General features: G+C 71.8%; 3 protein-coding genes. 1 reads left to right on the forward strand and 2 read right to left on the reverse strand.

Annotation, left to right across the window (positions count from 1 at the left end; translation table 11 throughout):
• The coding region (locus D7Y11_RS42410; RefSeq protein WP_148139289.1) for a folate-binding protein YgfZ at nt 1-974 on the forward strand (974 nt) is incomplete at its 5' end.
• Here D7Y11_RS42410 and D7Y11_RS42415 read toward each other — a convergent pair.
• Entirely contained in the window at nt 961-1,770 is an 810-nt protein-coding gene (locus D7Y11_RS42415) for a sigma-70 family RNA polymerase sigma factor (protein WP_121752947.1), read from the reverse strand. The two genes, D7Y11_RS42410 and D7Y11_RS42415, sit on opposite strands and share 14 nt — an antisense overlap.
• Nucleotides 1,751-1,929: DUF6691 family protein (locus D7Y11_RS44805; RefSeq protein WP_368773805.1), on the reverse strand; the 179-nt coding region annotated here is incomplete at its 5' end. The genes D7Y11_RS44805 and D7Y11_RS42415, both read right to left, overlap by 20 nt.

The raw sequence follows: 1,929 nt of genomic DNA on the forward strand, positions 1-1,929 counted from the left end.
AGTATGGCGCGGCCCGTGACGCAGTGGCACTGCACGATGCGTCCTACCGCGAAATCCTCCGGATAACGGGGGAGGATCGCGCCTCCTTCCTCCACGGCATGGTGACCCAGGAGGTGAAGAACCTCCCGGTGGGCTCGGCCGCCTATGCCGCCCTCATCACGGTGAAGGGCGCCATGGTGGGAGATGCACGCATCCTCAAGCGGGAGGACGACCTCCTGCTGGACCTGGAGCCCGGCCTGGGCGCCAAGGTGCGGGAGTTCCTGGACAAATACCTCATCTCCGAGGACGCGGAGCTGCACGACGGCACCCCGGAATGGGGCTGGCTGAAGCTGCTCGGCCCCCGGACGGCCCAGGTGCTGGCCGCCGTCCCGGGCGGCCCCTCGGAGCTTCCGGCGCCCCTGTCCAGCCGCAAGGCGTCCATCGCTGGCCAGGAGGTGTTGCTCCTGGGGACGGCGCTGCCGGGCGGGCTGTCCGGCGTGGACGTGCTGGTGCCGCGCGCGGGGCTGGAGGCGGTGTGGGCGGCGCTGGTCCAGGCGGGAGGGGCGCACGGGCTGAAGCCTCTGGGGTTCGACGCGCTGGAGCGGGTGCGGGTGGAGGCGGGGGTGCCGCGCTACGGGCAGGACATGGTGGACACCACCATCCCGCTGGAGGCGAACCTCACCAACGCCATCTCCTACAACAAGGGTTGCTACATCGGGCAGGAGGTCATCGCCCGGGCCACCTTCCGCGGGCACATGAACCGCAAGCTGGCGGGGCTGCTGCTGGGTGAGAAGGACGTGGCGCCCGGCACGGAGCTGCGCCGCGGGGAGAAGAAGGTGGGCTGGGTCACGAGCGTGGTGACGTCCCCGGTGAAGGGTCAGCGGGTGGCGCTGGGCTACGTGCACCGTGACTCGCTGGAGCCGGGCACGGAGCTGACGTTGGGCGAAGGCGCGGGCACCGTCACGGTGGCCGCCCTGCCCTTCACGGCCTCGTAGCCTGAGACAGCGCCTGGCGCACCGCCGCGCGCACGGGCGCGGGCACCGCATCCCCTGGAATGCGCCGGCACAGGGACACCGTGCGCTTGAGCGAGTCGCACGCCTCGGTACAGCGCGGGCAGCGCGACAGATGGTCCTCCAGACGCACGCAGGTGGCCTGGTCCACCTCCTGCGCGGCGAACTCGGAGAGCTCCCGCGCCAGCTCCGGGCACGCCGGGGCCTGCTCCTCGGAGCCCTCCCCCATCAGCGTGGAGAGGTGTTCGCGCAGCTGGAGCCGCGCGCGGTGCAGCCGGCTCTTGAGCGCCCGCACCTCGATGCCCACCACCTTCGCCGCCTCCTCCGCCGGCAGGCCCTCCACGTCCCGGAGGATGAGCACCTCCCGGTGGGCTTCCGGCAGCGCGAGGATGGCCGCCTGCAACACCTCCCCCATCTGCCGCGCATGGGACACCACGTCCGGGGTGGCAGCCTCCGCGGCGACGTGGGTGGCCGCGGGAGAGTCGAGGGGCTGGAACTCCTCGGGTGCTCCGGCGCGCTTGCGGCGCAGGCGGAGGCAGTGCGTGCGGGCCACCTGATACAGCCACGTGGACAGCTCCGCGTCGCCCCGGAACGAGTGGATGCCCTGGAAGGCCGCGAGCAGCGTCTCCTGGAGCACCTCCTTCGCGTCCTCCTCCGAGCCGCACATGCGCAGGCCAAAGCGGTACACCTGCTTCTCGTGGCGGGCGAGGACCTCATCCAGCGCCTTGTCGTCGCCAGCGCGCGCGGCCTCCATCAGCTGCTCATCGGTTCGCGTCGACATCACCCGGTCGCCTCCTCCACGCTCGCGGTCCTTGAGCAAGGTACATGCCGGCGAACATGGCGGGCACGAAGACGAGCAACTGCGTCGCACCGGTGGCGAGCGAGGTGAGCGCGGGGCCAGGGCAGTAGCCGCCGAGCCCCCAGCCCACGCCGAAGAGGC

It is taken from the genome of Corallococcus sp. AB018 (assembly GCF_003986945.1).
Classification (GTDB): domain Bacteria; phylum Myxococcota; class Myxococcia; order Myxococcales; family Myxococcaceae; genus Corallococcus; species Corallococcus exiguus.